We start from the raw sequence: 25,957 nt of genomic DNA, 5'->3' as shown, positions 1-25,957 counted from the left end.
GCCGTGCGGAGTGATAGATTGCGCGCTTCGCATGCACTCCACCAAGGACGGAGCGATGTCCATGATACTGCGCGGCCTGTTGGCCCTGGCCTGTGCCGGGGCGATGGGCGTGGCCACGGCGGCAGTTCCGGCGGGGCCGCAGATCCTCACCGAGGATGTCAGTCGTTTCTACGCGCTTTACGATAGTGCCGGCGGTAAGCCCAGCATCGCGCAGCTGCGTGGATACATGGCCGAAGGTTCGACGGGCCTGGCCGAGCTGGCCAAGGCGCGTCGGGTCACTCCCGAACGGATGGCCGAGTCCATTGCCAGCCAGCCCGAGCTGTATGCGCAGGGGCGAAGCTGCCTGGCCGAGCTGCCGGCGGTCAAGCAGCGCCTGGTACAGGTGTTCGCCAACCTGCAGGCGATCTACCCGCAGACCCGGTTCCCGCCGGTGACCATCGCAGTGGGCCGTGGCCGGCCTGTGGGGCTGACCTCGAAGAGTGGGGTGATCATCGGCCTGGAAGCGCTGTGCGCGGCCGACTTCATGAATCCCAATGTGCAGGACCGCTTCGTGCACGTGATCGCACACGAGTACGTGCACATCCAGCAGACCGGCCTGAGCGACTTCGAACCGGGAGATCCGCGCGCGACCGTGCTGCGCGTGTCGCTGGGCGAAGGCATCGCCGAGTTCATCACCGAACTGATTTCCGGCAACGTCGGCAACGGGCGCCATGCGGCCTGGACCCGTGGTCGGGAAGTGCATATCGAAAGCGCGTTCGCGCTGGATCTGGACAGCACCGATCTGTCGCCGTGGCTGTACAACTACAAGCCGGGCTCGCAGGAGCCCTATGACCTGGGTTACTGGGTGGGCTACCGCATCGCCAAGGCCTATTACCTGCAGGCCAAGGACAAGCGTGACGCGGTGCGTGTGCTGATCCAGCAGGACAACCCGAAGGCGATCCTGGCCACCAGCGGCTGGACGCCGGGCATGTGGATGCCGGCGAAGGTGACGGGTGTGGCGGCGCGTACGGCTGCACGCTGAGCGCGGGGCGGAGCGTTAGACTGCTGGAGATCGTTTCAGGAGTGCCCGCATGCGTGGACCTGTTGAGCTTGCCACTGCCACCGTCGTGACGTTGGGCCTCGCGTTGGCCTCTCCGCTGGGCGCCGCTGAAGCCGTCGCAGTCAATCCGCTGCTGCAGACGCCCATCGACCAGCTACGCCCCGACGAAGTTCGTTTCATGCAGCAGCGCCTGGCCGATTGGCCGGAGCTGCAACGCTATCGTGATGCCAACGCGCAACTGCCTGCGGCAGTGCCGGGCCAGCCACGCGTCGCGTTCTTCGGTGACTCCATCACCGAAGGCTGGGGCAGGGAAGGCAGTGCCGGTTTCTTCCCCGGCAAGGGCTGGCTCAATCGCGGCATCAGCGGCCAGACCACGGCGCAGATGCTGGTGCGTTTCCCGCAGGACGTGCTGGCACTGAAGCCACAGGTGGTGGTGATCCTGGCCGGCACCAACGACATTGCAGGCAACACCGGACCATCCACGCAGGCGATGATCGAAGACAACCTGCACGCGATGGTGGACCTGGCCCGTGCACATGGCATTCGTGTGGTGCTGGCATCGGTGCTGCCGGTCAGCGATTACCCGTGGCTGCCGGGCACAGCACCTGCGCCCAAGGTGCGTGCATTGAACACGGCGTTGAAGCGCTATGCCGATGCACAGCAGCTGGTCTATCTGGACTACTACACGCCGATGGCCAATGCGATCGGCGGACTGGACCCGCAGCTCGCCGAGGATGGCGTGCATCCTACGGCGAAGGGCTATGCGGTGATGGCGCCGCTTGCCGAGGCGGCGGTCAAGCGCGCGCTGCAGCAGAAGTAGCTCCGCCGGGCAGGCTTGCCAGCAGCCACTCACAGAAGCTGATCACCAGCGGATCGGCCGCGCTGTCCTCGTGCACCAGCCAGCTCCAGCGCGGGCCGCGCACGCGTGCATCATCCAATGGTTGCAGCAGGCCTTGTTCGCAGGCTCGGGCTGCCAGCAGCTCGCTGACCAATGCGATACCCAGCCCTTGGCACGCGGCATCCAGTAGTTGCCCGGGCTCGGAGAAATTCATTCCCTCGCGGCGTTGGCCGACATCGGTACCCCCCTGTACCTGCCATTGGCTCCAGTCCATCTCGCGCTCGCCATGCAGGGTGAGGCGTTCGTGCGCCGGTGTGGCGAGCAGGGCCGGATGGCAGGCTGGATAGAGACGATCCTGCAGCAGCACGCGATGCTGGCACTGCGCCTGTGAGTCGAGGTCATCGCGTACCGCTACGTCCAGCGTCTGCGTGGTCATCTCCGGCGCTTCCTCGCTGGTCAGCAGCCACAGATCGGCGTCGGGATGCAGCCAGTGGAAGCTGGCCAGGCGTGGCACCAGCCAATGCCGGGCGAAGGCCGGGCTGGTGTTGACGATCAGTTGATTGGGCTTGCGGTACTGATCGAGCCGGCGGATGCCGCTGGCCAGCTGCCGCAGCAGGGATTGGGTGGTTTCCAGCAGGTCGATGCCGGCGTCGGTGAGGGTGACGCTGCGGCCCTGCCGGAAGAACAGTGGTTGTTGCAGCGACGCCTCCAGGCCCCGGATCTGCTGGCTGATGGCCGACTGGGTCAGGTGCAGTTCCTCCGCCGCACGGTGGAAACTGCCCAGCCGGGCGGCAGCCTCGAAACCCCGCAGGGCGTTCAGCGGTGGCCAGTGCTTGAGCATTTCAGATAAGTAAAACTGTTCAGTTGATGGCTGAATCTATCGTTTGTTCTTATGAGTGGGCAAGCGCAGCATAGCGCCCATCCCACACCGGCCATGGAGCCTGTCATGAGCAACCGTCGTCAATTCCTCACCCAGCTGGCGGGCGCCGCCGGTCTTGGTGGCTTGGCCGCGCTCGGCCTGGCCGGGCTGCCGGGTCGCGTGGCTGCGGCGGCGCCGGGCGCAGGCATCTGGCGCATGCCCGATGAACATGGTCCGCAGGAACGCGTGTTCCTGGCCTTTGCCGCGCAGCCGCGGGTGTGGGGCGCGCAGGCCGATGCGGTGAACGCCGCCGTGGCGCGGCTGGCCCGTACCATCGCCCGCCACCAGCCGGTCAGCGTGCTGTGCCGCCCGGCACAGTTGAAGCAGGCGCAGGACCGCTGCGGCCGCGACAACATCGAGTTCCTGGACGTGCCCTTGGATGACATCTGGGTGCGCGATTACGGTGGTTGCTTCGTCACCAATGACCAAGGCGGGCTGGGCCTGGTCGACTTCAACTTCAATGGCTGGGGTGGCAAGCAGAGTGCGCGCAACGATGGCGCGGTGGCGCCGTGGTTGGCGCAGGTGACCGGTGCGACGCTGCTGGAAAGCGATCTGGTGGGCGAGGGCGGTGGCATCGAAGTCGATGGCCACGGCACGGCCATCCTCACCGAAAGCTGCTGGGTCAACCGCAACCGCAATCCGGACTGGTCGCGTGCCGATATCGAGGCCGAGCTGAAACATCACCTGGGCGTGCGCAAGGTGATCTGGCTGCCCGGTATCGCCGGCAAGGACATCACCGATGCGCACGTGGATTTCTATGCGCGCTTCGTACGCCCGGGCGTGGTGATCGCCAATCTGGACAACGATCCGGAGTCCTACGATTACGACCTGACCCGCGAGCATCTGCGGATCCTGCGCGGGGCCACCGATGCCGATGGCCGCCGTCTGCAGGTGCATACGCTGCCGCCGCCGCTGGAAGGGCGCGATAACGTGCATACCCGCGACAACGATGATCTGGCGATGGGCTACATCAACTACCTGCCGATCAACGGCGCGGTGGTCGCGCCGCAGTTCGGAGACGACGAAGCCGATGGATTCTGCCGCGAACTACTGGAAGACATGTATCCCGGCCGCGTGATCGAACAGGTGGATATCGATGCCATCGCGGGTGGCGGTGGCGGTATCCATTGCGTGACCAAGAACATGCCGAAGGTGGGCTGACGCGCCTCAGGCGTCGTCCTGCTTCAATGCGGCATCGGCCGCCAGCAGCGCCTCGGCGGCCGCACTGAGCGGCGGCGACGGCGGGGCGACCACGCCGATCGCTTCCATCATCTTCGGCATGCCCAGGAACTGCCGCGCGCGACGGTCGTAGATGCCGGTGACCAGCAGTGCACGGGTGGCGATCTTCTGCTCGGTACCGATCAGCACGCGCTGCTCCATGATGCCGCGCGAGCCGACCCAGCCCACCAGCCGCGTTTCCAGGGTGAAGCGCTGGAACGGCTTCAGCTCGCGGCGGAACTGGATGGTGCCGGCGCCGACGATCGGTGCCCATTTCTCGCGCAGCGCCACCCGGCCCAGGCCCATGCGCAGGATCAGGTCCAGCCGGCCCAGGTCGAAGATGTTCCAGTAGCGGCCGTTGGTCATGTGCAGGTTGCTGTCCAGATCATTGGGCAGTACCCGGAACTGCAGGCGCGAGACCCCGAACGGGGCCTCCAGCTTGGGCCGGAACAGGCTGCACAGCAGCAGGTGGAGCAGGCGGAACCAGAGATTCATGGTTATGACGACTGTTATAGAATCGCCGGTACGCTAATCTATGACGACTGTCCTGGCAAGGAGCCTGCCGTGAGCCCGCGTCCCTCTGATGCGCCACAACGCGTGATTGATGCTGCGGCACAGATGCTCGCGCGCGTGGGTCTCAATGCCACCAGCATCCGTGAGGTCACCAAGCTGGCCGAGGCACCGCTTGGCTCCACCTATCACCACTTTCCCGGCGGCAAGCAGGAGCTGTTGGCGCGTGCCACCCATATGGCCGGCGACAAGGTCGAAGCGTTGCTGGTGGAGCTGCTGAAGGGCGGGGCAGTGCAGGGCCTGCAGCAGTTCCTGACGATGTGGCGCGAGCGCCTGCTGCGCACCGATTTTCGCGCCGGCTGCCCGGTGTTGGCCGCTGCGGTTGAGGAGCCGGTGGAGGCCGTGCCGAGCCAGCCCCGTGCGGCAGCTGCTGAAGTGTTCATGCGCTGGCACGGCCATCTGGCCGCAGCGTTCGTCGCCGACGGACACGATCCGGCCGCCGCGGGTGGGCTGGCCAGTCTGGTGATTGCCAGTGTGGAAGGTGCGGTGGCGATGTGCCGCGCACTGCAGGACATCGCCCCGTTCGACCAGGTGGCCGCGCAGTTGCTGAAGGCCGCCGCGCGGCCTTGATCCGGCTATCCGTGTGTGGGAGACGCGTAGCTGGTCATCTGAAGACGATCATGTAGCCCCAGCCGAGCAAGATCGGCAGGAGGGCAGCGATGGCCGACGCGCCCAACCAACGAAGGTAGCTGCGGGAGGCGGGCGCTCCCTGCCGCTTGATGACCCAGGCATGTACCGGGAGTACCAGCAACGCCTGCACCGCGAAGGTAACCACGGCGGCAAGCCATGCCACCAGGACGCCGAGGCAGCCATCGCTGAAGCAGTGGCTACCAAACCACGAACCCCAACCGGCGAGGCCAATCATTAGAACGAACATCACGAGGGCGGTGGAGCGGGTGAACTGGGAGGCGTGCATGCCGCGGCGCATACTTTTTCTGGTGGAAAATCATAATCCAGCCGCTGGCGCGCGGGTACAAGGCAGGCACCAGTCCGGCCCGTGGGTGATGGATCCGGGGCCCCATCGCGCTAGAATCCGCCCATCACCACCTACGCGTGCTCGGCAAGGATGTCCGCATGCAACATAAGGTTCCCGAGTTCCCTGACCGCGATGTCTCCCGCCCACTGGCGGCGGCATGAAGCGCTCTGGCCACTTTTCCCGCGGCCCACTGAAATTGCCGCTGAACCGCGGCAGCGAAGTCGTGCGCGCGCGGCAGGATCTGCAGCAACACGGCTGGCCGCGCCTGCAGATGGCGCTGATCGTGGCCCTGACCGGTGCGGCCGGTTTCCTTGCCTCGCACCTGCTGCGACTGGCCGGTATCGACGCGATGCTGCTGCGCTACCCGATGGCCGTGCTGCTGGCGTATGGCGTATTCCTGCTGCTGATGTGGATCTGGATCCGCTGGCGCTGGGACAACGTGCTGGATGGCCTGTCGCCGGATCTGGGCAGTGGTAGCCCATCGCCTCGTGGAAGTGCCGTGGAATCACCGTGGAGCGGCGTCGGTGGCCGTTCCGGCGGCGGTGGTGCGTCGGCCTCGTGGAATGAGTCGGCGCCGGTGATCGCTGGTGATGCCGGAGAGCTGCCGTTGACCGGGTTGGCCGAAGACGAAGCCGGCCTGCCACTGCTGGCGATTCTCGGCATCGTCGCACTGGCGGCGACCGTTCTGCTGGCCAGCGTGTGGGTGGTGTGGTCGGCACCGGTGCTGATGGCCGAGCTGCTGGTGGATGCAGCCATTGCCGGTGGCCTGTACCGGCGCATGCAGGGCATGCAGCAGCAAGGCTGGTGGCGGGTATGCGTGTCGCATACGATCTGGCCGTTGCTCGGGTTGCTGGTGTTCTTCACCGTTGTTGGATGGCTCGCACAGGAGCTGGCACCAGGTGCAGTCAGTCTGGCCCAGGCATTTCGGGCGCTGTAGCGGCCCATGTGGATGGCCGAGCCCAGTTTTTCGTTCCTGGCCGACCCTGCGCTATGATCCGCGCCGAGGCCACGGAATGTGGTCCGGCTTCAACCACCACTGACGAGGAAGAGCGCATGGATGTCGCTACACACAGCAACAGGACGTTGTTTCGTTGGACCATGATGGTGCTGCTGGCGGTGTTGATGCCGTTTGCAGCGCTGGCGCAGTCGGCACCCGCAGCGGCTGGGCAGGCAGATAGCACCGAAACTGCCGTCGCAGCTGAAGAGACAGACTGCCGCGCCTGCACTTATGAGCGCATCGGGCATAAGGTCGATATCGGCCTGGTGGCCCTGATTTCGCTGCTGGTGGTGGGCCTTCTGGTGGCAGTATCCCGCGAATGGGGCACCACCTCGCAACGATGGACCTGCCGCACGCTGGCCCTGCTGCTGGTGGGCATCGGCCTAGCGTTGCTGTGGTGGGCTGGCAGCATCGTCTACCTGGGCTACAACCCGTGGCAGGAAATGGCCGCCCCCGTCGATGGTTCGCTCACCTCGACACTGCTCAATACCTCACCGAAGTGGCTGGCGTCGGTGGTGCTGATCGGCTTCGCGCCTTCCATCTGGAAGCGCAGCGAGCGCCTGCCCGCGTGGCGCATCAGCTGACATTGAAACGGCGGCGCTGGATCACGCCCGGCGCCGCCTGCGGTCATCAGTCAAAGCGCAAACGCACACCAGCGTAGATGCCACGGCCTTCGCCCGGGGTCGAGCGGGCAATATCCTTGCCGGCATCGTTGTAGCCTGGCGTGACCGTGGCGGCGTAGTGGCGGTTGCCGATGTTGCGCATCTCCGCCCACGCCTGCCAGCGGCCACCGGGTGCGTCGTAGCCGATGCGGCTGCCGAAGATCACATGGCTGTCAGCCCAGTAGCTGTTGGCGTAGTCGACGGCGATGCGCGAGGCGTATTCGGTATTGAGCGCAGCGTACAGGCCGGATGCGTGATCGAAGCGCAGCTCGGCCTGGTAGGCGTGGCGCGGCAGGCCGGGCAGACGGTTGCTGCCGAAACGCGCGTCGTGGCGATAGCGGAAATCGCTGAAGGTGTACGCCTGGCGCAGCGACAGGCGGCCCGGTGCAGCCTGCCACAGGGTGCTGTCCAACCCGGCTTCGATGCCGCGGTGAACGGTGGGGCTGGCGTTGTTCTCGGCGATGAACAGGTTCGGCACCGGTTGCAGCTCGACGCTCAGCAGTTCGTGGTTCACGTGTGCGTAGTAGCCGGTCAGTTCCCAGCGACCCAGCGCCGCGTCACCGCGCGCGCCCAGTTCCAGCGTTGTGGCGGTCTGGTTCTGCATCGGCACCGGCGCGCGTTGGCGGCCGGTAGACGGGCCATTGCCCGGCCCGAAGTACTGGTTCGAGCCCCAGATCATCGACCACGGGTGCGGTGCTTCCACCGAGCGGCTGAGGTTGCCGAACCACTGGGTCTGGGCGCTGTGCTGCCACGTGAAGCCCAATCGCGGCGCGTAGTCCCAGTCGTGGTCGCGCAGGCGGCCGCCGCTGCTCGGCCAGGTCACCTGCACATCGCGGCGGGTGTTGATCAGTGCCAGCCCGGTCTGCATGCGCAGGCGGTCGTTGAAGGCCAGGGTGTTGCTGACGTGCAGCGTGCTGTCGGTGCCGTGGTGGCGGAAGTCACGTGTGCGCGTGCCGGCGGCATAGCCGTTGCTGGCAAAACGCAGCGACTCGCGCACATCGGCGTCCAGATCGTGGGTGACGCGCAGGCCGACCGTGGTTTCGCTGTCCAGGCCGAACAGCCGGTGGCGGTGGCGGTAGTCCAACGTGGCGTTGAGGTTGGCGTAGTCCAGCTGCTGGCGGTACAGGCTCTCGTTCAAGTCCATCGGGTACTTGTGATAGACCAGCCCGGCCTGCAGCGAGGAATCCTCATCGATCTGCAGCGTGGTGACGTTGCCCACCCACGTGCTGCCCGGCTGCGGGCGACGCGCATCGATGGCCAGGTTGGCGGCATTCGCGGCACGCGGATCGTTGCGGATCTGATCGCGGGTCAGGCGTCCGGGCGTTTCGTGGTTGGTCTCGCGGTAGCGCACGAAGAAGCGCGTCTGCAGCCCCGGGGTGATCTGCCAGCCGATGTTGGCCATCGCGCCTTTGCCATCGCCGCGTGCATGGCGCTGGTAGCCGTCGAATTCGGTATCGGTGTAGGCCAGGAAATAATCGACGTCACCACTGACGCCACCCCAGCTGATGCCGCGCTTCTGGTAGCCACGGCTGCCGGCTTCGTAGTGCAGCTGCAGGCCCGCCGAATCACGACCGCTGCGGCTGACGTAGTCGATGGCACCGCCCAGCGCCAACGCGCCGCGCTCGAAGCCGTTGGCGCCGCGCAGTACTTCCACGCGCGACAGCCACAGCGGTTCCAGCAGCTCGTAGGGCGTGCCACCCGGGCCGGTCAGTGGCAGACCGTCGATCGACACCGCAATGCCCGAGGCATGCGCGCCTGGGCCCCGGTTGATGCCCGAGCCACGGATCGAGACCTTGGTGCCCTCGTTGCCCGGCGACTGCGCGCTGATGCCCGGCTGGTAGGCCAGCACATCGGCGCTGCTGGACAAGCGGCTGTCGGCCTTGGCCACGTCGATGACGTTGCCGGCGCCGGGGACGCGCTTCAGCGCCGCGCGCGCCTGCGCGCTGGCATCGGCGGCAGCGGTGACCTGCACGGCATCCAGCGTGGTGGCCTGCGGGGCAGCGGCGGTAGTGGAGGCGAGGAGGCCGAGGGAAACGGCCAGGAACAACAGCGACGGGGTGAGGCGGTGCGGCGAGAGCGACATGCGGGAATGCTGTAAACCATGAAAGTGGCGCGAAAGTTAACAGTTCAGCGGCGTCACGTCACCCATCCGCCGCGTATGGGGCGGTCTGCAGCGTCCATGTAGAGCCGAGCCCATGCTCGGCTCTCGCGCGCAGCGCGGGTCTCCTTCGCTCGAAACGAAGAGCAGCCGAGCATGGGCTCGGCTCTACAGAAGGTTACGGCGAGGGCTTGGCCAGCGCTTTGGCCTTTGCATACAGCCCATCGGCCGTTTCCTTCTCGCCCAGCGCCGCATGGCATTCGGCCAGGCTGTCCCACGTATTGGCTGAATCGGGATACAGCTCGGTGTTGAGAGCAAATACCTTCACCGCCTTGCGTGCACCGAGGCTTTCGCGGATCGCATACCCATCGGCATTGATCGCACGTTCCAGCTCGCCGGCGGAAATCCCATTATTGCCGTGCAGCCAGTTACGCATCAGCTGTGTCGCATCGGCGCTGTCGTCCAGCGCATACGCGATCAGTCGCTCGGACAACACCGTATGCGAAAACTCCTGCGGCGCGGCCACCGCCATGGTGCTCTCCACCAGCGTGCTCGACCAGACATTGCGGGCGCTGCCGTTGGTCAGGTACACGAACACCCAGTAGCCGCTGGCCAGGGTGCCCTTGTAGGCCAGCCGTGCCCGCACGCGGGTGCCACCATCGTGGCCGACCTGGGTGTAGCCGTCGCTGCGGGTGGTGTCCCAACCGGTGGAGAAGAAATTGCTGCCGCCGCCGCTCAGCTTCTGCGGCTGCCAGAGCGTTTCCAGCGTGGACGTGCGCAGCAGCTTGCCGGTCGCCAGCGCCTGCAGGAATCGATTCATGTCGCCCACGGTGGTCTGCAGGTCGGCGTGGCCCCAACCGTAGTCCGGCCAGGGGGCTTCGTTCGCTGGCTGCAGCTGGCCGTCCTTGCCGATGTACGGCACCGCTGCGCGCTGGGCCGGCACGCTGGCTGCTCCCCATGAAGTGCCGGTCATCTTCAGCGGCTGCAGGATGCGTTCGCGCGCGATGGCCGGGTAGGGCTTGCGGTAATGCGCTTCCAGCAAGGCGGTCAGCACCAGGTAGTTGGCCTGGGTGTACTGCACGCGGCTGCCGGAGGCGAACTGCATCGGTGCCGCGCCGGCCACCTTCAGTGCAGCGGCAAGATTGGGCGCCACTCCGGCGTAGCCCTTGCTGACCCAGCGGTTGTCCACGCGATCGTAGTACTCGCCGATGCCGGAGCTGTGGTTGAGGAAATCGCGTACGTGAATCGCCTGCCATGCCGTCGGTAGGTCCGGAACATAACGGCTGGCCGGCGCGTCCAGATCCACCTTGCCCTGGTCGACCAGCTGCATCACCAGCGTGCTGGTCAGCAGCTTGGCCATCGATTGCGCGGCGAAGATGGTATCGACGGCGGCAGGTGCGTGGGTAGCGGGATCACGTTCACCGCTGGCGCCCTGGTACAGCACCTGGCCGTTGTGTGCGATCAGTACCGCCTGGCCGGCGATGCCGTAGCGTTCTCGGTTGGCCTGCAGCTGGGCATCAAGCTGAGCAGAGAGAGTACCGGGAGCGCCACGTGCCGAAGCGATCGGAACGGCGAAGAGGGCACAGATCAATGCAGCAGCAAGGGTGCGGTACATCGCGGTGATCCGTCAGCGGTGATGGCGCATGTTGGTCACGGCGGGAGTTGGGGTCAAGCATGTAGAGCCGAGCCTATGCTCGGCTGCTTTCGGGTCAGGCGTCGTGCGCCCGGAAGCATTGAGCCGAGCATGGCTCGGCTCTACAGGAGTTTCCCGGTAGCGCCGGGCCATGCCCGGCGGCAATCGTCCCGGTTGTTGGATCAGCCCAGAATTCCCGGCAGATCCAGTCCCTTCTCCTTCGCGCAATCAATTGCGATCTCATAGCCCGCGTCAGCATGGCGCATCACGCCGGTGGCTGGGTCGTTCCACAGCACGCGGCCAATCCGCTTGGCTGCCGCTTCGGTGCCGTCGCAGACGATCACCATGCCGGCGTGCTGCGAGAAGCCCATGCCGACGCCGCCGCCGTGGTGCAGCGATACCCAGGTCGCGCCGCTGGCGGTGTTGAGCAGGGCGTTCAGCAGCGGCCAGTCGGACACCGCATCGGAACCGTCGGCCATCGCTTCGGTTTCGCGGTTCGGCGACGCCACGCTGCCGCTGTCCAGATGGTCACGGCCGATCACCACCGGCGCCTTCAGTTCGCCGTTGGCGACCATCTCATTGAACGCCAGGCCGAGACGATCGCGGTCGCCCAGGCCTACCCAGCAGATGCGTGCCGGCAGGCCCTGGAACTTGATCTTTTCGGCGGCCATGTCCAGCCAGCGGTGCAGGTGCGGGTTGTCCGGAATCAACTCCTTCACCTTGGCATCGGTCTTGGCGATGTCTTCCGGGTCGCCGCTCAGCGCGGCCCAGCGGAACGGGCCGATACCACGGCAGAACAGCGGACGGATATAGGCCGGCACGAAACCGGGGAAGTCGAACGCGTTCTCCACGCCTTCTTCCAGCGCCATCTGTCGCAGGTTGTTGCCGTAGTCCACGGTCGGCACGCCCAGCGCGTGGAAGCCGAGCATGGCGCGGATGTGGTTGGCCATCGACGCGCGCGCGGCTTTCTCCACTTCCTTCGGCGCACTCACGCGCTTCTCATCCCACTGCTCGACGGTCCAGCCCTGCGGCAGGTAGCCGTTCACCGGGTCGTGCGCGGAGGTCTGGTCGGTCAGCAGGTCCGGCTTCACGCCGCGCTTGAGCAGTTCAGCCAACACATCGGCGACGTTGCCGAGCAGGCCCACCGACTTCGGCGTACCGGCCTTGCACGATTCATCGATCAGGCGCAGTGCTTCGTCCAGGTTGTCGGTCCAGGTGTCGAGGTAGCCGGTGCGCAGGCGCATGTCGATGCTGCTCCTGCGGCACTCGACGGCCAGGCAGGAGGCGCCGGCCATCACTGCAGCCAGCGGCTGCGCGCCGCCCATGCCACCGAGGCCACCGGTGAACAGCCACTTGCCGGTCAGGTCGCCACCGAAGTGCTGGCGGCCCATCTCCACGAAGGTCTCGTAGGTGCCCTGCACAATGCCCTGCGCGCCGATGTAGATCCAGCTGCCGGCGGTCATCTGGCCGTACATGGCCAGGCCCTTCTTATCCAGTTCGTTGAAGTGGTCCCAGTTGGCCCAGCGCGGCACCAGGTTGGAATTGGCGATGAGCACGCGCGGCGCATCGGCGTGGGTGCGGAACACGCCCACCGGCTTGCCCGACTGCACCAGCAGGGTCTGGTCGTCGTCCAGACGCTTGAGCGTCTCAACGATGGCATCGAAGCTCTCCCAGTCGCGCGCGGCGCGGCCGATGCCGCCGTACACCACCAGTTCCTGCGGCCGTTCGGCCACGTCCGGGTGCAGATTGTTCATCAGCATGCGCAGCGGTGCTTCTGTCAGCCAGCTCTTGGCGTTGAGCGTGGTGCCGGTCGGCGCGGCAATGGTGCGGGTCGGGTCGTTGCGGGTCATGCGGCGCTCCGGTTCGTAGCGAATTCAAGGCAGGCGTTGAGCACCTGCGCCAAGGTGTGGCGCAGCGGTGCGGCGTGATCGGGGTCGAGCGGGGTGGGCCAGCTGTGTTCGTCCACCTGGTCCGGCAGGGGTTCGTGCATGTAGCCGCGGCAGGCCAGTTCCATCTGCAGGCTGTGCACGCCGCCGGCGATGTTGCTGTAGTGGCGGGTGATCCAGCCGCCCTTGAAGCGGCCGTTGCGCACCTGGCTCATGCCACTGATCTTCAGCAGGTTCTCCACCACATCGCTCAAGGCGTTGTCGCAGGACGTGTCCGGTGCGCCGGACGGGCCGGCGGTGCCGAGGTTGAACTGCGGCAGCTCGCCTTCGAACAGGTGCGGGATATGTGAGCGGATCGAGTGTGCGTCATACACCACGACAGTGCCGAACCTCGCACGCAGGCGCGTGATCTGTGCGGCCAGCGCATCGTGGTAAGGCAGGAAATACGTGTCGCGGCGACGGGCGATTTCCGCGTCATCCGGTTCGCGCCCGGCGTGGTACAGCGGCTGGTTGTCGAAGGTGGTGAGCGGGCACAGGCCGGTGGTGTTCTGGCCCGGGTACAGCGACACGCCGCTGGGATCGCGGTTGAGGTCGATCACCGAACGTGAGATCGCCGAGCGCACCGTGGTTGCGCCCATGCCGCGCACGAAGTCGTACAGTTCGTGCACCCACCAGTCTGCGTCGCGGCGGGCCAGCCACGGCGAGTGGAAGTCGCCGATCAGGTCGTGCGGCAGCTCGCTGCCGGTATGCGGGAAGCTGACGATCAGCGGGGCATCGCCTTCGTGCACCGTCAGCCATTCGGGATGGGCACTCATGCCTGCGGTTCCACGGTCGGCAGCAGCTCCGCCAAGCCCTGTGCCAGCGCGCCGCTGCGCACCAGGTTCGTGGCGGTCACCATGTCCGGGTGGAAGTAGCGGTCTTCTTCCAGCGTCGGCACCTGCGCACGCAGGGTGGCGCGCACGGATTCCAGCGCGGCACTGGAGCGCAGCGGCGCGTGGAAGTCGCAGCCCTGCGCGGCGGCCAGCAGCTCGATGCCGATCACGTTGGCGGCGTTCTCGGCCATCTGCATCAGGCGGCGTGCGCCATGCGCGGCCATCGACACATGGTCTTCCTGGTTGGCCGAGGTCGGGATCGAATCAACGCTGGCCGGGTAGGCGCGCTGCTTGTTTTCCGAGACCAGCGCGGCCGCCGTCACCTGCGGGATCATGAAGCCGGAATTCAGGCCTGGGCGCGGGGTCAGGAACGCAGGCAGGCCGGACAGCGCCGGGTCCACCAGCATCGCCAGGCGGCGCTCGCTGATCGAACCGATCTCGCACACCGCCATCGCCAGCATGTCGGCGGCGAAGGCCACCGGTTCGGCGTGGAAGTTGCCCCCGGACAGTGCTTCGCCGGTCTCGGTGAATACCAGCGGATTGTCGGAGACGCCGTTGGCTTCGATTTCCAGCGTGGTCGCGGCCTGGCGCAGGATGTCCAGCGCCGCGCCCATCACCTGCGGCTGGCAGCGCAGGCAGTACGGATCCTGCACGCGCACGTCGTTGTCGCGGTGCGATTCGCGGATGCCCGAGTCCTGCATCAAGCTGCGCAGGGTGGCAGCGGTTGCGATCTGACCGCGCTGCCCACGCAGGGCATGGATGCGCGGATCGAACGGCGTATCCGAGCCCTTCGCGGCTTCCACCGACAGCGCACCGGTGACCAGTGCGGCCTGGAACACGGTCTCGATCTCGAACAGGCCGGCCAGCGCATAGGCGGTGGAGAACTGGGTGCCGTTGAGCAGCGCCAGGCCTTCCTTCGCACCCAGCTCGATGGGCTGCAGGCCAGCACGTGACAGTGCATCGATCGCCGGCAGGCGTTCGTCTCCGATGAAGGCTTCGCCCACGCCCAGCATCACGCTGGCCAGGTGCGAGAGCGGCGCCAGATCGCCGGAGGCACCGACCGAGCCCTGTGCGGGCACCACCGGCAGCACGTCCTTGACCAGCATCGCTTCCAGCAACAGCAGGGTCTCCTCGCGGATGCCCGAAGCACCCTGCGCCAGGCTGACCAGCTTCAGCGCCATCATCAGGCGCACCACGCTGGCGGGCATCGGCTCGCCAACACCGGCAGCGTGCGAGAGCACGATGTTCCGCTGCAGGGTGGCCAGGTCTTCGCGCTCGATGCGCACGCTGGCCAGCTTGCCGAAGCCGGTGTTGATGCCATACACCGGTGCGCCCTTGGCGACGATGGCAGCCACGGTCGCGGCACTGGCACGCACGGCCGGCAGCGCGGCCGGGTCCAGTGCAAGCGGTGCACCGCGATAGGCCTGCCGCCACTGGGCGAGGGTGACATGGCCGGGGCGAAGAACCAGGGTGTTGCTCATGTGTTGCTCCAGGAGGCAGGCAGGTCGGGCTGTCCGCGCACCACGCGCGCGTGCAGCGGGTTGAATCCAATGCGATAGACCAGGTCGGCGGGGGCGTCGATGTCCCAGATCGCCAGGTCGCAGTCCATGCCGATGGCGAGGCGACCGATGCGATCGCCACGGCCCAGTGCGCGCGCTGCTTCACGGGTGAAGCCGGCGATGCACTCGTCCACGGTCAGGCGGAACAGGGTGGCGCCCATGTTCATGGCCAGCAGCGGGCTGGTCAGTGGTGATGTGCCGGGGTTGCTGTCGGTGGCCAGCGCCAGTGGCACGCCGGCCGCGCGCAGCGCGGCAATCGGCGGCAGGGTGGTATCGCGGGTGAAATAGAAGGCGCCCGGCAGCAGCACGGCGACAGTGCCGGCCGCGGCCATCGCGGCGATGCCGGCGTCGTCCAGATGTTCGATATGGTCGGCCGAGAGTGCACCGAAGCTGGCGGCCAGTTCGGCGCCATGCTGGTTGCTCAGCTGCTCGGCGTGGATCTTGATCGCCAGTCCGTGCGCGCGCGCGGCTTCGAAAACCTGCCGTGCCTGCGCGGGTGAGAACGCGATGTTCTCGCAGAACACATCCACCGCTTCGGCCAGGCCTTCGGCAGCGATGGCCGGAATCATCACATTGCACACTTCGTCGGTGTACTCCTGTGCTTCGCGGCCGGGCGGAATCGCATGTGCGCCGAGGAAGGTGGTCACCACGTTGACCCTGCATCCCTCGCCCAGCGCACGCGCCACCTGCAGTTGCTTGCGCTCGTCGGGCAGGGTCAGGCCGTAGCCGGACTTGATCTCGAGGGTGGTCACGCCCTCGGCGCGCATCGCCAGCAGGCGCGGCCGGCTTTCGCTGGCCAGCTGTTCCGGCGTGGCGGCGCGGGTGGCGCGCACGGTGGAGACGATGCCGCCGCCGGCACGGGCGATCTCGGCATAGCTGATGCCCTGCAGGCGCTGCTCGAATTCGTTGGCGCGGTTGCCGGCGTAGACCAGGTGGGTATGGCAGTCGATCAGGCCGGGCGACATCCAGCGGCCTTCGCCATCGATGCGGGTAGTCGGCCGCAGGTTGGCATCGCTGCCGGCCGGGCCGACATGGACGATGCGGCCGTCGGCGCAGGCCAGTACGCCATCGCGGATGACACCCAGCCCCTCGCCATCGAGGGTGATCAGGTGAACGTTGGACCAGAGGGTATCGACGTGCATGGCATCCACAACGCGGCTGTGCTTATATGTCTATACAATATAGGCGTCCATTTCGGGTTGTCCAGCCATGTCCGATTCGCGTTCCCCGCACAGTTTCCATGCCGCCCACGCCCTGCTGGCCGACGGCTGGGCCCGCGATGTCCGCCTGCAGGTGCAGGACGGCCGCATCACGGCGATCCACACGGGGCAGGGCGCGCAGGACGGTGACACCCGCGTCGGCATCCTGGTGCCGGGCCTGCCCAACCTGCACAGCCACGCCTTCCAGCGCGGGATGGCCGGGCTGACCGAGATCGGCGGCGGCGACGGTGACAGTTTCTGGAGCTGGCGCGAGCTGATGTATCGCTTCCTGGCCCATCTGCGCCCGGACGCGGTGCAGGCCATCGCCGCCCAGGCCTACATGGAAATGCTGGAAAGCGGCTTCACCCGCGTCGGCGAATTCCACTACCTGCACCACGATGCTGACGGCCGGCCGTATGCCAACCGTGCCGAGATGAGCGCGCGGATTGCGGCGGCGGCCGACCAGACCGGCATCGGCCTCACCCTGCTGCCGGTGTTCTATGCGCATGCCGATTTCGGCGGGGCGGCACCGAACCCCGCGCAGCGACGCCTGATCCACGACGTAGAGGGATTTGCGCAGCTGCTGGACGCCGCGAAGCCGGCACTGACCGCGCTGCCCGACGCCGTGCTCGGTATCGCGCCGCACAGCCTGCGTGCGGTCACGGGGGAGGAGCTGAGCGCCCTGCTGCCGCTGACTGACGGCCCGGTGCACATCCATATCGCCGAGCAGGTACGTGAAGTCGAGGCCTGCCTGGCCTGGAGCGGCCAGCGCCCGGTGCAGTGGCTGTACGACCATGCGCCGGTGGATGCGCGCTGGTGCCTGGTGCATGCCACCCACATCACCGATGACGAGCGCGCGTCCATTGTGGCCAGCCAGGCCGTGGCCGGCCTGTGCCCGATCACCGAGGCCAACCTGGGCGACGGCCTGTTCCCGATGCAGGCGTTCGCGCGGGAGGGCGGTCGGTTCGGTGTCGGTTCCGATTCCAATGTGCTGATCGACGCGGCTGAAGAACTGCGCCTGCTTGAGTACGGTCAGCGCCTGACCCTGCGCGGGCGCAACGTACTGGCGCCGGATGCCACCCGCAGCAGCGGCCGCTTCCTGTTCGAAGGTGCATTGCAGGGCGGTGCACAGGCGTTGGGCGTGGCCGCCGGGCTGCAGGTTGGCGCCAGCGCCGATCTGGTCGAACTGGATGCCGCACACCCCGCGCTGCAGGCGCGACAGGATGACGCATGGCTTGACAGCTGGGTGTTCGCCGCACGTAATGGCGCGCTGCGATCGGTCTGGCGTCATGGCCGCCAATGCGTGGCCGAGGGCCGCCACCTGCAGCGAGAGGCGATCACCACCGCCTTCGCTGCCGCCCTGCGTGGCGTGCTGGGCTGATCGCCTCCCGTCACCGAGACCCCATTACGTGAAGGCCAGCAAGTCCGCCACGCTCAACCAGCGTATCCGCAGCGATCTGGAAAGCCGCATCCTCAGCGGAGAGTGGGCGCCGGGCTTTCGTATTCCGTACGAACACGAGCTGATGGAGCAGTACGGCTGCTCGCGGATGACGGTGAACAAGGTGCTGACCGCGCTGGCCGAGAGCGGCATGATCGAGCGCCGCCGCCGCGCCGGTTCGTTCGTGGCGCGGCAGCCGCCGCACCTGGAGCAGGTGGCGCTTGAGATTCCGGATATCGCGATGGAAGTCGGTTCGCGTGGCCACCAGTACGGCTACCACCTGCTGCAGCGCGAGCTGCGCCTGGCCGATGCCGGCAATGTTGGCGAAGTGGAGCTGGCCGGCAGCGAACAGCTGCTGGCGATGCGCTGCCTGCATCTGGCCGACGGCCGCCCGCTGGCACTGGAACATCGCCTGATCAGCCCGGTGGGCGTGCCCGAGGTGCTGGACGTCGATTTCAACACCACCGCACCGGGCAGCTGGCTGCTGCAGAACGTGTCGTGGACCCGCGCCCAGCACCGCATCAGCGCCTGGGGCGCGGATACTGCCACTGCCAAGCTGCTCGATGTGAAGCCCGGCACCGCCTGTCTGGTGATCGAGCGCCTGACCTGGCGCGGTGAGCAGCCCATTACCCGCGTGCGCCAGGTGTTCCTGGGGGATGCCTGGGACCTGGTGGCGCGCTTCGCGCCTGGGGCGCGCTAGGGTCGACCCCGCTCGCCATCTCGCAGCATTGGGCTGAGCAGGCGCGATGTAGAGCCGAGCCCATGCTCGGCTGCTTTTTGCGCGATGCGCGATGAGTCGAGCATGGCTCGACGCTACAAGGGCATCCATGCATGGCGTTGATCTACGGACACCCCAATCAATACGTGGCGCATTGACGCCAGCGCACCGGCTCATCCACGCCGGGGCGGGCGTTGAGCTGGATGCGCACGTTGCGCAGGGCCGGGTAGTGCAGCACTTCCTCGCAGACCCGCGGCCACACCGCTTCCAGCTCGCCGGTGCGGTTGATCGCCAGGGTCTGCCGGGTCAGCCAGACACCGCTGGCGATACCGGGCTTGCCGGCGAGGGCTCGGGCCAACTCAACCTGGAAACGATCCAGTGTGGCCGCGTCCGGGTTGGGGTTGCTGCGAGCGTCGGCTGCGGGTGCCGCCGGCGAGGAGGCACCCGCTGGCGGCGCGGCGTTCGCGGCCGGTTCGGGGGCTGGTTCAATCGTTGGTGCAGACGCAACCGGTGCTGGCACCGCGGGAACCTGCGCAGCGGCCGTGGTTTCCTGCACATGCAGGCCCTGCAGGCTCAGTCCCACCAGCAGGCCGAGCGTCACCGAACCCAATGCGGCAATGGCAATGCGACGCAGAGCCTCATGACGGGCACTGGCACGCACACGGGCTTCGATATCAACCGGCAGATAGGGCTGCAGCAGCGGCCACAGGCGTGGGCCATCCAGCACTTCGACCGCCTGCTTTTCGGCGGCGCTGCGGCCGTCGCGTTCCATCCGGCCTTCAGTCAGCAGCACGCCGCCGCGGGCGCCGGCCAGACGGGCGGCCGCACCCAGTTCGTTCACTGCGGCGGTGCCGATGCGATAGGCCAAGCCATGCTTGCACGAGACCAGCCAACTGTTGGGGCCGTCGCTCAGCAGGAAATCACTGCTGGGTTCGCGTGACTCCTCGGTGGGGTCGTTCAGCTCGCGCAGGCCGCGCTGCTCGCGCAGCATCCGCTTGACCAGTACGGAGAACTCGCGCCAATGCATGCCGGCCAGGGCCTGCAGGCCCAGTTGCATCTCCTTTTGCCGCCGCTTGATCCACCACAGATAGACAACGGCCAGGGAACAGGTAAGCAGGGCCGACAGCAGGGCCAGGATCCAAGGGAGCATGCAGGAGGTGCGCGGAAGGGGCGAATGCGGAGAACGACAGTGTAAAGGTCGCACCGTGCCGCTGGGTCAGGAGGATCCTGACAGGAAGCGTGATGGAACGCGCAGATCGGTGTAGAGCAGGCACGAAAAACCCGCCAATCCTGAAGCCGTGAGGGGAGGGAACAAACGGCAGCCGAAGCGATTGGCGGGTTGCTCGCGATTGTCGATCAAATTTTATTGCATTGCAACAATTGCCGTCAGGGCACGCTGCCAGGGGATTGATGGCTGCCCGGTGCCGGTGCGTCGATGTCGGAGGCGGCGCGGTTTTCCAGCTTGGCCAAGCGTGCCTGCAACGCGTCGATGCGGGCCTCCAGCGCGGTCACTTCATCGGCGGTGGGGACATGCAGGCGCTTGAGCACGCCCTGTACCTGGTCATCGAAGGCCTTCTCGACCTTGGTCCAGGTGCCGGAGGCCTTTTCGCGGGCCTCGTCCAGCGACGATTCAACGTTGTCACGCCAACCGGGGGGCTGTTCACCATTGCGTTCACGGCGGCGGGCCTCCCAGGCTTCGCCTTCCTTGACCAGGCCATCGAAGAATCGGCCGCCTTCGGCCTGGGCGCGGCCCAGGGCACCCAGGCCGGCCAGCCATACCTGTTGTGCCGAGTCGCTCAGCCTGCGCGAGAAGCGCTCAGCCTGGTCACCGAAAGAGGCGTCGTCGTCGCGGCGGTCGTCATTTTCGTAGCGGTTCATCGCACTTCCCGTGGGAGTTGGGCCTGACCCGAGAGTAGCGCGTGATGGCGTTGCACGGTCGTGACGGTCACCGCCGGGGTTCAGCCCAGCTTTTCCTTCAGCACGCGCTGGATCTCGCCTTCGACCATGCCTTTCATCGCCGACAGCAGGAAGCCCAGCTTGGCGGTCACGCGCACGGCGCCCGGCTGCAGTTCGATCGCGCCGTCCACACCGCTGCCGGAAAAGTTCAGTACGTCGGCGGACCAGGACGACTTCAGGCCGAAGCGCTCGGACAGTTTGGCGGCAACCTGTTCGATCGCAGCGCGCGCCTGTGCGTCGGGCAGGGCGTGGGCGTGGCGGACATCGATGTTGGACATGCAGGCTCCTGGCGCAAAGCGGGGATGATCAATGAGGGCGAGCATTGTGCGCATCGAGGGCCTTCGCGCCAAGCGCTCATCGTGGGTTCTTCTTCGTGGGCGACCAACCTGCTAGGCTGCGCCGCGTGCAGAACCTGCTTGTTCACTTCAGCCAACAACAACAGCCCGACCAGCCGCTGCGGCCCGGGGTGCAACGCATCGTGCGCCAGGCAAACGGCAGCGTGCGGCTGGGCGATGCCGGCAACGGTGCCCTGCTGCTGGCCCAGTTCTGCATGGACGATCGCGGTCTCTGGCTGCAGGTCGGCAACGGCATCCGCGGCATCCATGTGAACGGTCGCCCGGTGCGGCGCATGGCCCTGTTGCGTGCAGGCGATGCGGTGTACGTGGATGGCGTGGAGATGGTCCTGCAGGGTGAGGTCGAGAGCCTGCTGCAGGCGCCCGCGCCCAGCAGCGATGATGGCAACAACGAGCAGCAGCGCCTGCTGCGCGGCGTCGGCGGCCTGCACCATGGCCGCAGCTTCACGCTGTCGCGAACCCGTCTGGTCGGGCGCGGCAGTGACGCCGACATCGAGATCAATGAACCGGCCTTTGCCGAACAGCACGCCCGCGTGGAAGTGCATGGCGAGCGCGTGCTGCTGCGTGACCTGGGCAGTGCCGATGGCACCCGGGTGAACGGCGTGGCCGTGCGCCACTGCTGGCTGCAGGCCGGTGACCAGGTAGTGTTCGATGGCCAGCACCGCTTCGTGCTGGAAGTGCCGCACGACCCGCGGCGGCGCCCGCTGCCGGACGAAGACGAATCCAGCCAGGACACCGAGCAGGCACCGGTGCTGCCGGCCGCGCCGCGCAAGGTCCGGCGCTGGCCGTGGCTGCTGGTCAGTGCGCTGCTGCTGGCGGCGGTGCTCAGCCTGCTGCTCTGGTTCGGCGCGCGGTGACGGTAGTGCCGGCCGCTGGCCGGCAGCCGCCGCCCCGTATCCCTGGGGTTGCCGGCCAGCGGCCGGCACTACCCGGTCGCGTCGCCAATGGATTCCAATGAAACCAAATTTCCCTTGCCGCACAAGGCCGCAAGGCTGGTGCACTGCGGCATACTAGGGGTCTTGCCCCACAGGTGTGACATGACGCGCGCGTTCAACTTCAGTGCCGGCCCTGCAGCCTTGCCGGAATCGGTCCTGCGCCAGGCGCAGGCGGAAATGCTGGACTGGCACGGTAGCGGTGCCTCCATCGTCGAAATGAGCCATCGCGGCGCGGAATTCATGTCCGTGGCTGCCGAAGCCGAGGCCGACCTGCGGCGCCTGCTCGACATCCCCGAAGACTATGCGGTGCTGTTCCTGTCAGGTGGCGCCACCACCCAGCAGGCGCTGATCCCGCTGAACTTCGCCGCCCCGGGCCAGCGTGCCGATTACGTGGTCAGTGGCCACTGGGGCAAGACCGCGGTCAAGCAGGCAGGCGTCTACGTCGACGTCAACATCGCCGCCAGCAGCGAGGCCAACGGCTACCGCGAGCTGCCGGCGCGTGCCGATTGGCAGCTGTCGCCCGATGCCGCCTACGTGCACCTCACCGCCAACGAGACCATCCACGGTGTCGAGTTCCGTGATGTGCCCGATACCGGAAACGTCCCGCTGATCGCCGACTTCAGTTCGTCCATCGCCAGCGAACCGCTGGACGTACGCCGCTATGGCGTGATCTACGCCGGCGCGCAGAAGAACCTCGGCCCGGTCGGCATCGCGGTGATGATCATCCGCCTCGACCTGCTCGAGCGCAGCGGCCAGCCGCGTGCGGACATCTTCGATTACCGCTCGCACGTTGCCCGCGATTCGATGCTCAACACCCCGCCCACCTGGAACTGGTATCTGGCCGGCCTGGTGTTCAAGTGGATGCTGGCCGAAGGCGGCGTGGCCGAGTTCGCCAAGCGCAATGCCGCCAAGGCTGCGCTGGTGTACGGCGCCATCGACGGTTCCGGTGGCTTCTACCGCAACGAGGTCGCGCATGCGGCACGTTCGCGGATGAACATCCCATTCTTCCTGCCTGATGCCGAGCTCGATGCACGCTTCGTCGCCGAAGCCAAGGCCGCTGGCCTGCTGGCGCTGAAGGGGCACAAGGTGGTCGGCGGCATCCGCGCCTCGCTGTACAACGCCATGCCGCTGGCCGGGGCCGAGGCGCTGGTCGCCTTCATGGCCGATTTCCAGCAGCGTCACGGCTGAGCAATGAACGGCGCGCACCGTTGGGTGCGGGCCCCGTAACAAGGAACTCCGATGGCAAGCAGCAAATCCAGCAAGAAGGCGCCGAAGAAGGCCGAACCGGCCAAGGATAGCGCGTCCACCAAGGCGAAGAGCAAGGCCAAGGCCGCCTCGAATCCGGCGCCCACCCTGGCGCCGCTGGCGCTGGCCGATGTGCGCTCGAAGATCGACCAGATCGACCGCGACATCCAGAACCTGATCGCCGAGCGCGCACGCTTTGCCCATCAGGTCGGCAAGGCCAAGGGCAAGCTCGCCGCCGCCGTCGACTACTACCGGCCCGAGCGCGAAGCGCAGGTGCTGCGCATGGTGGTGGACCGCAACGAAGGCCCGCTCAGCGACGAGCTGCTGGTGCACGTCTACCGCGAGATCATGTCGGCCTGCCTGGCCCAGCAGGAGCCGCTGAAGATCGGCTACCTCGGCCCGGAAGGCACCTTCAGCCAGCAGGCCGTGCTCAAGCACTTCGGCCGCTCGGCGCTGGGCCTGCCGATGGCCAGCATCGAAGAAGTGTTCCAGGAAGTGGAAGCGGGCAACGCCGATTTCGGCGTGGTGCCAGTGGAGAATTCCGGGCAGGGCACCATCCAGATCACCCTGGACATGTTCCTGACCTCCAACCTGAAGATCTGTGGCGAAGTGGAACTGCGAGTGCAGCAGTACCTGATGTCGCGCAGCGGCCGCATCGAGGACATCGAGCGCATCTATGCGCACCCGCAGTCGTTCATGCAGACCTCGGCGTGGCTGCGCGCCAACCTGCCGAAGGCCGAGAAGATTCCGGTGTCGAGCAATGCCGAAGGCGCGCGCCGTGCGCGCAACGCCGACGACGCAGCGGCCATCGGTGGCGAGAGTGCCGGCCATGTGTACGGCCTGAAGAAGGTGGTCACCAAGCCGATCCAGAACGACGCCGACAACACCACCCGCTTCCTGGTGGTGGGTCGCAACATCTTCCCGACCTCCGGCCATGACCGCACCTCGGTGCTGGTGTTCATCCATGACAAGCCCGGTGCGCTGTTCGACGTGCTCAGCCCGTTCGCCCGCCACGGCATCAGCATGAACCGCATCGAGTCGCGTCCGTCGCACCACGGCAAGTGGGAATACGGCTTCTTCATCGACCTGGCCGGCCACATCGACGACGCGCCGATGCAGGCCGCGCTGGCCGAACTGGAAGCGCACTCGGCGCAGATCAAGGTGCTCGGCTCCTATCCGGTGGCCGTGCCCTGATTGCTGCTGCGGTGGCTGCGGCTGCCGCCCCCTGATGCATCGCCGGTGCTGCCGGCGTTTACGGAATGATCGAACGATGAGCAACGCGCAACACTGGATTGCCCGCAAGGGCCAGCCGCTGCAGGGCAGCCTGACCATTCCCGGCGACAAGTCGGTCTCGCACCGCTCGGTGATGTTCGCCGCGCTGGCCGATGGCACCTCGCATATCGAAGGCTTCCTGGAAGGCGAGGACACCCGCGCGACTGCGCGCATCTTCGGCCAGCTGGGCGTGCGCATCGAAACCCCCAGCCCGTCGCAGCGCATCGTGCACGGCGTCGGCATCGACGGCCTGAAGGCGCCGGATGCGCCGCTGGACTGCGGCAACGCCGGTACCGGCATGCGCCTGTTGGCCGGCCTGCTGGCGGGCCAGGCGTTCGACTGCACGCTGATCGGCGATGAGTCGCTGTCAGGTCGCCCGATGCGCCGCGTCACTGGCCCGCTGTCGCAGATGGGTGCGAAGATCGACACCGAAAGCGATGGCACGCCGCCGTTGCACGTGCATGGCGGCCAGTCGCTGCACGGCATCGACTTCGCCTCGCCGGTGGCCAGCGCGCAGATCAAGTCGGCGGTGCTGCTGGCCGGCCTGTATGCGCAGGGCGAAACCAGCGTGGTGGAACCCCACCCGACCCGCGACTACACCGAGCGCATGCTCTCTGCATTCGGGGTGGAGATCGAATTCTCGCCGGGCAAGGCTCGGCTGCGTGGCGGCCAGCGCCTGCGTGCCACCGACATCGTGGTGCCCGCCGATTTCTCCTCGGCCGCGTTCTATCTGGTGGCTGCCAGCATCATTCCCGGCTCCGAACTGCGCCTGAAGCAGGTCGGCCTGAATCCGCGTCGCACCGGTTTGCTGCACGCGCTGCGCCTGATGGGTGCGGACATCAGCGAAGAGAACCCGGCCGAGCAGGGCGGTGAACCGGTGGCGGACCTGGTGGTGCGCTACGCGCCGCTGAAGGGCGCGCGCATTCCGGAGGAATTGGTGCCGGACATGATCGACGAGTTCCCTGCGCTGTTCGTGGCCGCTGCGGCCGCCGAAGGGCAGACCGTGGTGAGTGGTGCCGCCGAACTGCGAGTGAAGGAATCGGACCGTCTTGCCGCGATGGCGACCGGCCTGCGTGCGCTGGGCATGCAGGTGGACGAAACCGAAGACGGCGCCACCCTGCACGGCGGTGTGCGCCTGGGCAGCGGCACCATCGAAAGCCACGGCGACCATCGCATCGCCATGGCCTTCGCCATCGCCGGCCAGATAAGTGACGGCGAAGTGCGCATCAACGACATCGCCAACGTCGCCACTTCCTTCCCGGATTTCGATGGTCTGGCGCGCGGCGCCGGGTTCAATCTGGGCTGAGCGGCACCGAATCCGCCGGGCATGGCCCGGCGCTACCGGGACAACGCATGGGTAGCGCCGGGCCATGCCCGGCGGATGGCGCGCCCTGGTAGCTGCCGACCTTGGTCGGCATGCTTCCATCGCCCGGTAGGTGCCAACCCTGGTTGGCACGCTCACATCGCCCGGTAGGTGCCAACCTTGGTCGGCACGCTCACATCGCCCGGTAGGTGCCGACCTTGGTCGGCACGCTTCTCCGCATAAAAGGACGGAGGCCGAAGCCTCCGTCGAA

At 66.9% G+C, this 25,957-nt stretch carries 24 protein-coding genes; 12 read left to right on the top strand and 12 right to left on the bottom strand.

All coding sequences use genetic code 11. The annotated features are described in order from the left end of the window. Positions 1-55 precede the first annotated feature (55 nt). A complete protein-coding gene (locus AC3ITW_RS14270) occupies positions 56-1,021 on the top strand; it encodes a DUF2268 domain-containing putative Zn-dependent protease (protein ID WP_032971244.1) in 966 nt (321 codons plus the stop codon). Positions 1,022-1,070: 49 nt separating this feature from the next. Continuing rightward, entirely contained in the window at positions 1,071-1,859 is a 789-nt protein-coding gene (locus AC3ITW_RS14265; RefSeq protein WP_006376244.1) for an SGNH/GDSL hydrolase family protein, read from the top strand. On the opposite strand, the gene AC3ITW_RS14260 is transcribed toward AC3ITW_RS14265, so the two are convergent. Continuing rightward, positions 1,834-2,718, bottom strand: a complete 885-nt coding sequence (locus AC3ITW_RS14260; protein ID WP_153675928.1) for a LysR family transcriptional regulator — start codon at positions 2,716-2,718, stop codon at positions 1,834-1,836. The genes AC3ITW_RS14265 and AC3ITW_RS14260 overlap by 26 nt on opposite strands. Positions 2,719-2,823: 105 nt before the next feature. On the opposite strand from AC3ITW_RS14260, the gene AC3ITW_RS14255 reads away from it, so the two are divergent. Further along, positions 2,824-3,957 carry an agmatine deiminase family protein gene (locus AC3ITW_RS14255; protein WP_153675926.1) on the top strand — a complete coding sequence of 378 codons (1,134 nt, stop codon included), beginning with the start codon at positions 2,824-2,826 and terminating at the stop codon, positions 3,955-3,957. Between the two features lie 6 nt (positions 3,958-3,963). Here the strand turns inward: AC3ITW_RS14255 and AC3ITW_RS14250 are convergent, their stop codons facing one another. Next, positions 3,964-4,509, bottom strand: coding sequence for a thioesterase family protein (locus tag AC3ITW_RS14250; RefSeq protein WP_032127705.1), 546 nt, complete (start codon positions 4,507-4,509; stop codon positions 3,964-3,966). Positions 4,510-4,578: 69 nt separating this feature from the next. On the opposite strand from AC3ITW_RS14250, the gene AC3ITW_RS14245 reads away from it, so the two are divergent. Further along, entirely contained in the window at positions 4,579-5,154 is a 576-nt protein-coding gene (locus tag AC3ITW_RS14245) for a TetR/AcrR family transcriptional regulator (protein ID WP_100468913.1), read from the top strand. Positions 5,155-5,188: 34 nt separating this feature from the next. Here the strand turns inward: AC3ITW_RS14245 and AC3ITW_RS14240 are convergent, their stop codons facing one another. Continuing rightward, positions 5,189-5,500: a hypothetical protein gene (locus AC3ITW_RS14240; RefSeq protein ID WP_232053959.1), complete on the bottom strand. Its 312-nt coding sequence runs from the start codon at positions 5,498-5,500 to the stop codon at positions 5,189-5,191. Positions 5,501-5,717: 217 nt separating this feature from the next. On the opposite strand from AC3ITW_RS14240, the gene AC3ITW_RS14235 reads away from it, so the two are divergent. Continuing rightward, a complete protein-coding gene (locus AC3ITW_RS14235; protein WP_012511528.1) occupies positions 5,718-6,497 on the top strand; it encodes a hypothetical protein in 780 nt (259 codons plus the stop codon). Between the two features lie 116 nt (positions 6,498-6,613). Beyond that, entirely contained in the window at positions 6,614-7,141 is a 528-nt protein-coding gene (locus AC3ITW_RS14230) for a hypothetical protein (RefSeq protein ID WP_489390367.1), read from the top strand. Positions 7,142-7,187: 46 nt separating this feature from the next. On the opposite strand, the gene AC3ITW_RS14225 is transcribed toward AC3ITW_RS14230, so the two are convergent. The 6 genes from AC3ITW_RS14225 to hutI form a co-directional block, all read right to left on the bottom strand. Next, a complete protein-coding gene (locus AC3ITW_RS14225) occupies positions 7,188-9,302 on the bottom strand; it encodes a TonB-dependent receptor family protein (protein WP_100468907.1) in 2,115 nt (704 codons plus the stop codon). Between the two features lie 193 nt (positions 9,303-9,495). Next, positions 9,496-10,932: a serine hydrolase domain-containing protein gene (locus AC3ITW_RS14220; RefSeq protein WP_100468904.1), complete on the bottom strand. Its 1,437-nt coding sequence runs from the start codon at positions 10,930-10,932 to the stop codon at positions 9,496-9,498. Between the two features lie 200 nt (positions 10,933-11,132). Then, positions 11,133-12,800 carry a urocanate hydratase gene (gene hutU / locus AC3ITW_RS14215; RefSeq protein WP_489389665.1) on the bottom strand — a complete coding sequence of 556 codons (1,668 nt, stop codon included), beginning with the start codon at positions 12,798-12,800 and terminating at the stop codon, positions 11,133-11,135. Then, positions 12,797-13,651: an N-formylglutamate deformylase gene (gene hutG / locus AC3ITW_RS14210; protein WP_100434928.1), complete on the bottom strand. Its 855-nt coding sequence runs from the start codon at positions 13,649-13,651 to the stop codon at positions 12,797-12,799. Before hutG ends, hutU begins: the two co-directional genes overlap by 4 nt. Continuing rightward, positions 13,648-15,189, bottom strand: a complete 1,542-nt coding sequence (gene hutH, locus AC3ITW_RS14205) for a histidine ammonia-lyase (RefSeq protein WP_065724474.1) — start codon at positions 15,187-15,189, stop codon at positions 13,648-13,650. Before hutH ends, hutG begins: the two co-directional genes overlap by 4 nt. Next, on the bottom strand, positions 15,186-16,409 hold the full coding sequence (gene hutI / locus AC3ITW_RS14200; RefSeq protein WP_012511522.1) for an imidazolonepropionase: 1,224 nt from the start codon (positions 16,407-16,409) through the stop codon (positions 15,186-15,188). Before hutI ends, hutH begins: the two co-directional genes overlap by 4 nt. A gap of 67 nt (positions 16,410-16,476) precedes the next feature. Between hutI and AC3ITW_RS14195 the strand changes: the two genes are divergently transcribed. Together AC3ITW_RS14195 and hutC are read left to right on the top strand one after the other, a co-directional pair. Then, the gene (locus tag AC3ITW_RS14195) at positions 16,477-17,847 is read left to right on the top strand and encodes a formimidoylglutamate deiminase (protein WP_100434926.1); all 1,371 of its coding nucleotides are present in this window, start codon (positions 16,477-16,479) and stop codon (positions 17,845-17,847) included. Between the two features lie 28 nt (positions 17,848-17,875). Then, positions 17,876-18,604 carry a histidine utilization transcriptional repressor HutC gene (gene hutC, locus AC3ITW_RS14190; protein ID WP_012511521.1) on the top strand — a complete coding sequence of 243 codons (729 nt, stop codon included), beginning with the start codon at positions 17,876-17,878 and terminating at the stop codon, positions 18,602-18,604. A gap of 157 nt (positions 18,605-18,761) precedes the next feature. Here the strand turns inward: hutC and AC3ITW_RS14185 are convergent, their stop codons facing one another. The 3 genes from AC3ITW_RS14185 to AC3ITW_RS14175 all read right to left on the bottom strand — a co-directional run bounded on the left by AC3ITW_RS14185 (position 18,762) and on the right by AC3ITW_RS14175 (position 20,856). After that, positions 18,762-19,772 carry a restriction endonuclease gene (locus tag AC3ITW_RS14185; protein ID WP_006376121.1) on the bottom strand — a complete coding sequence of 337 codons (1,011 nt, stop codon included), beginning with the start codon at positions 19,770-19,772 and terminating at the stop codon, positions 18,762-18,764. Between the two features lie 236 nt (positions 19,773-20,008). After that, on the bottom strand, positions 20,009-20,500 hold the full coding sequence (locus AC3ITW_RS14180) for a phasin family protein (RefSeq protein WP_006376116.1): 492 nt from the start codon (positions 20,498-20,500) through the stop codon (positions 20,009-20,011). Between the two features lie 80 nt (positions 20,501-20,580). Continuing rightward, positions 20,581-20,856: a polyhydroxyalkanoic acid system family protein gene (locus tag AC3ITW_RS14175; RefSeq protein WP_006376114.1), complete on the bottom strand. Its 276-nt coding sequence runs from the start codon at positions 20,854-20,856 to the stop codon at positions 20,581-20,583. 125 nt (positions 20,857-20,981) lie between these two features. Here AC3ITW_RS14175 and AC3ITW_RS14170 point away from each other — a divergent pair, with 125 nt between their 5' ends. The 4 genes from AC3ITW_RS14170 to aroA all read left to right on the top strand — a co-directional run bounded on the left by AC3ITW_RS14170 (position 20,982) and on the right by aroA (position 25,689). Beyond that, positions 20,982-21,788 carry an FHA domain-containing protein gene (locus tag AC3ITW_RS14170; RefSeq protein ID WP_012511517.1) on the top strand — a complete coding sequence of 269 codons (807 nt, stop codon included), beginning with the start codon at positions 20,982-20,984 and terminating at the stop codon, positions 21,786-21,788. A 180-nt stretch (positions 21,789-21,968) separates the two neighbouring features. Further along, entirely contained in the window at positions 21,969-23,054 is a 1,086-nt protein-coding gene (gene serC / locus AC3ITW_RS14165; protein WP_489389664.1) for a 3-phosphoserine/phosphohydroxythreonine transaminase, read from the top strand. Positions 23,055-23,105: 51 nt separating this feature from the next. After that, positions 23,106-24,305, top strand: a complete 1,200-nt coding sequence (gene pheA, locus AC3ITW_RS14160; RefSeq protein WP_006376055.1) for a prephenate dehydratase — start codon at positions 23,106-23,108, stop codon at positions 24,303-24,305. Between the two features lie 76 nt (positions 24,306-24,381). Beyond that, positions 24,382-25,689: a 3-phosphoshikimate 1-carboxyvinyltransferase gene (gene aroA / locus AC3ITW_RS14155; protein WP_012511515.1), complete on the top strand. Its 1,308-nt coding sequence runs from the start codon at positions 24,382-24,384 to the stop codon at positions 25,687-25,689. The last annotated feature ends 268 nt before the right edge of the window (positions 25,690-25,957 follow it).

It is taken from the genome of Stenotrophomonas sp. KH_052, from assembly GCF_057838755.1.
The sequence above is the reverse complement of the archived record's forward strand: the minus strand, read 5'-3'. Positions and strand labels throughout refer to the sequence as shown.

What these genes read in the sequence shown, in the direction of transcription:
- AC3ITW_RS14270 (WP_032971244.1), top strand. Translation starts at nt 56, where the DNA reads ATGTCCATGATACTGCGCGGCCTGTTGGCCCTGGCCTGTGCCGGGGCG.
- AC3ITW_RS14265 (WP_006376244.1), top strand. Translation starts at nt 1,071, where the DNA reads ATGCGTGGACCTGTTGAGCTTGCCACTGCCACCGTCGTGACGTTGGGC.
- AC3ITW_RS14260 (WP_153675928.1), bottom strand. Translation starts at nt 2,718, where the DNA reads ATGCTCAAGCACTGGCCACCGCTGAACGCCCTGCGGGGTTTCGAGGCT.
- AC3ITW_RS14255 (WP_153675926.1), top strand. Translation starts at nt 2,824, where the DNA reads ATGAGCAACCGTCGTCAATTCCTCACCCAGCTGGCGGGCGCCGCCGGT.
- AC3ITW_RS14250 (WP_032127705.1), bottom strand. Translation starts at nt 4,509, where the DNA reads ATGAATCTCTGGTTCCGCCTGCTCCACCTGCTGCTGTGCAGCCTGTTC.
- AC3ITW_RS14240 (WP_232053959.1), bottom strand. Translation starts at nt 5,500, where the DNA reads ATGCACGCCTCCCAGTTCACCCGCTCCACCGCCCTCGTGATGTTCGTT.
- AC3ITW_RS14235 (WP_012511528.1), top strand. Translation starts at nt 5,718, where the DNA reads ATGAAGCGCTCTGGCCACTTTTCCCGCGGCCCACTGAAATTGCCGCTG.
- AC3ITW_RS14230 (WP_489390367.1), top strand. Translation starts at nt 6,614, where the DNA reads ATGGATGTCGCTACACACAGCAACAGGACGTTGTTTCGTTGGACCATG.
- AC3ITW_RS14225 (WP_100468907.1), bottom strand. Translation starts at nt 9,302, where the DNA reads ATGTCGCTCTCGCCGCACCGCCTCACCCCGTCGCTGTTGTTCCTGGCC.
- AC3ITW_RS14220 (WP_100468904.1), bottom strand. Translation starts at nt 10,932, where the DNA reads ATGTACCGCACCCTTGCTGCTGCATTGATCTGTGCCCTCTTCGCCGTT.
- hutU (WP_489389665.1), bottom strand. Translation starts at nt 12,800, where the DNA reads ATGACCCGCAACGACCCGACCCGCACCATTGCCGCGCCGACCGGCACC.
- hutG (WP_100434928.1), bottom strand. Translation starts at nt 13,651, where the DNA reads ATGAGTGCCCATCCCGAATGGCTGACGGTGCACGAAGGCGATGCCCCG.
- hutH (WP_065724474.1), bottom strand. Translation starts at nt 15,189, where the DNA reads ATGAGCAACACCCTGGTTCTTCGCCCCGGCCATGTCACCCTCGCCCAG.
- hutI (WP_012511522.1), bottom strand. Translation starts at nt 16,409, where the DNA reads ATGCACGTCGATACCCTCTGGTCCAACGTTCACCTGATCACCCTCGAT.
- AC3ITW_RS14195 (WP_100434926.1), top strand. Translation starts at nt 16,477, where the DNA reads ATGTCCGATTCGCGTTCCCCGCACAGTTTCCATGCCGCCCACGCCCTG.
- AC3ITW_RS14185 (WP_006376121.1), bottom strand. Translation starts at nt 19,772, where the DNA reads ATGCTCCCTTGGATCCTGGCCCTGCTGTCGGCCCTGCTTACCTGTTCC.
- AC3ITW_RS14180 (WP_006376116.1), bottom strand. Translation starts at nt 20,500, where the DNA reads ATGAACCGCTACGAAAATGACGACCGCCGCGACGACGACGCCTCTTTC.
- AC3ITW_RS14175 (WP_006376114.1), bottom strand. Translation starts at nt 20,856, where the DNA reads ATGTCCAACATCGATGTCCGCCACGCCCACGCCCTGCCCGACGCACAG.
- serC (WP_489389664.1), top strand. Translation starts at nt 21,969, where the DNA reads ATGACGCGCGCGTTCAACTTCAGTGCCGGCCCTGCAGCCTTGCCGGAA.
- pheA (WP_006376055.1), top strand. Translation starts at nt 23,106, where the DNA reads ATGGCAAGCAGCAAATCCAGCAAGAAGGCGCCGAAGAAGGCCGAACCG.
- aroA (WP_012511515.1), top strand. Translation starts at nt 24,382, where the DNA reads ATGAGCAACGCGCAACACTGGATTGCCCGCAAGGGCCAGCCGCTGCAG.